The organism is Campylobacter sp. (assembly GCF_020024835.1).
GTDB lineage: Bacteria > Campylobacterota > Campylobacteria > Campylobacterales > Campylobacteraceae > Campylobacter_D.
Genome location: NZ_JAHHTD010000068.1, coordinates 1 through 2,360, shown reverse-complemented (window position 1 = coordinate 2,360; position 2,360 = coordinate 1). Strand labels below are relative to the sequence as shown.

Sequence of the window (2,360 nt, the reverse complement as noted above, 5' to 3'; positions counted from 1 at the left end):
GTTAGAGTGAGTGAATATATTTTAAAAATTTCATGTAGTGATGAAAAAGGCTTGATATATAGAATTTCAGATATTATTTTTAAGCATAAAATTAACATCATAAAAAATGATGAATTTGTTGGAAATTGTAGATTTTTTTTTAGAGCACACTTAGAAGGTGAGCTTGATACAATTAGTTTTCAAAAATCTTTAGAGCTTGTATTGCCAAGTGATACTTTAGTAGAAATTTGCAAAAAAAGAAAAAAAGATATTATTATTTTTGCAACTAAAGAGACTCATTGTATTGGAGAATTATTAATTCGTCATTTTAGTGGAGAAATTAATGCAAATATCAAGGCTGTAATTGCAAATTATGATGATTTAAAACCTTTAGTAGATAAATTTAATATAGCATTTCACGCAATAAAAGCTCAGGATTTAAGTAGAAAAGAGCATGAAAAAAATATACTTCAGTGTTTAAAACAATACAATTTTGATTATATAGTTTTAGCTAAATATATGCGTATTTTATCACCTCATTTTGTAAAGCATTTTGAAGGAAAAATTATTAATATACATCATTCTTTCTTGCCTGCTTTTATCGGTGCAAATCCTTATAAGCAAGCTTATGAACGTGGAGTTAAGATTATTGGAGCAACTGCACATTTTGTCAATGATGATTTAGATGAGGGTCCAATTATCACTCAAGATGTGATCCCTATAACTCATGAATATTCTTGGCAAGCTATGCAACAAGCTGGTCGTAATGTAGAAAAAAATGTTTTTTCAAAGGCTTTAGATCTTGTTTTTGACGATAGGATTTTTATTTATGAAAACAAAACAATAATATTTTAATTTATTTGATGTCAAAGACATCAAATAAATTAGCAAGAATAACAAGTTTTAAATTCATAAGCAGTTGGTCTAGCTTCAACAGGCCAAACTTGAGTTTCAAATTTCATATGTTGATAATCATCTATAAAGATATCACTCATTACTGGTTTTAAAAAGGTATTTTTACGAATAAGTGCCTCAAGGGAGCCTCTTAAAGTGTGAGGAAGTTGCTCAATACCTTTTTCTCTGATTTCATCTAAAGTTAGTGCAAATAAATTTTCATCCATTGGACCTACCGCTTCTGTTTTATTTTTTATACCATCTAATCCAGCCATAAGCAAGCTTGTAAATGCTAAATAAGGATTTGCAGTGCTATCAGGAAATCTTATTTCAACTCTAGCACTTTTTTTATTTATACCATAAGGCACACGACAACTAGCAGATCTATTTTGGCAAGAATAAGTTAAAATACACGGAGCTTCAAATCCAGGAACTATTCTCTTATAAGAATTTGAACTAGGATTTGTAAAAGCAGCTACGCTTCTTGCATTTCCTAAAATACCGCCTATGTAGTAAATAGCACTTTTGCTTAGTTTGCCATAACCATCTTTGTCATAAAATAGATTTACTCCATCTTTCCAAAGACTCATATGAACATGCATACCACTTCCATTGTCTCCATATAGAGGTTTTGGCATAAAAGTAGCAGTTTTTCCATTTAAATGAGCTACCATTTTGACTATATATTTATAAATTTGCACATTATCAGCAGCTTCTACTAAATTTCCAAATTCAACACCAATTTCTGCTTGTCCTTGTGCAACTTCATGATGATGCACAAATGTTTTTAATCCAACTCTTTCTAAAACTTGAATCATTTCAGATCTTATATCAACACTAGAATCAATAGGAGATACTGGTAGATATCCACCTTTATTTCTTGGTCTATGGCCGTGATTATAGCTATCTATAAAATCTTTATTATCATTCCATTCCCCTTCTTCAGTATCTACTTCATATTTTGAGCAATTTGATGAATCAACAATTTTTACGTTATCAAAAATAAAAAATTCATTTTCAGGGCCAAAATAGGCTGTATCAGCTATATTGCTATTTGCTAGGTATTCCATTGCTTTTTTAGCAATACTTCTTGGACATTTTTCATACATTTGATCTTTGTAGATATCATACACATCACATATTACTATGATAGTTGGATCGGCTGTAAAAGGATCTAAGAATGCACTTTTAACATCAGGTTTAAGTATCATATCTGATTTTTCTATCGGTTGCCATCCGTGCAAAGAACTAGCATCAAATGGAATACCATTTTTAAAAGTATCACAATCAATAGCTTTAATATTATAGGTTATATGATGCCACATACCTATCATATCGGTAAATCTAAAATCGACAAATATAACTTCATGCTCTTTACAATAATCAAAAAATTCTTCTATATTTTTAACAAATTTTCCCATTCATTTCTCCTAAATTCATTTAAATATTTTAAGATTGTAGTATATTTTTTTTAAATTAAGTTTAAA

2 protein-coding genes are annotated in these 2,360 nt (G+C 29.3%); one reads left to right on the top strand and one right to left on the bottom strand.

The annotated features are described in order from the left end of the window. Positions 1-6 precede the first annotated feature (6 nt). The gene (purU, locus tag QZ429_RS07580; protein WP_291953384.1) at positions 7-834 is read left to right on the top strand and encodes a formyltetrahydrofolate deformylase; all 828 of its coding nucleotides are present in this window, start codon (positions 7-9) and stop codon (positions 832-834) included. Between the two features lie 29 nt (positions 835-863). Here purU and glnA read toward each other — a convergent pair whose 3' ends face one another. Continuing rightward, positions 864-2,294, bottom strand: a complete 1,431-nt coding sequence (gene glnA, locus QZ429_RS07575; protein WP_291953382.1) for a type I glutamate--ammonia ligase — start codon at positions 2,292-2,294, stop codon at positions 864-866. Between the last annotated feature and the right edge of the window lie 66 nt (positions 2,295-2,360).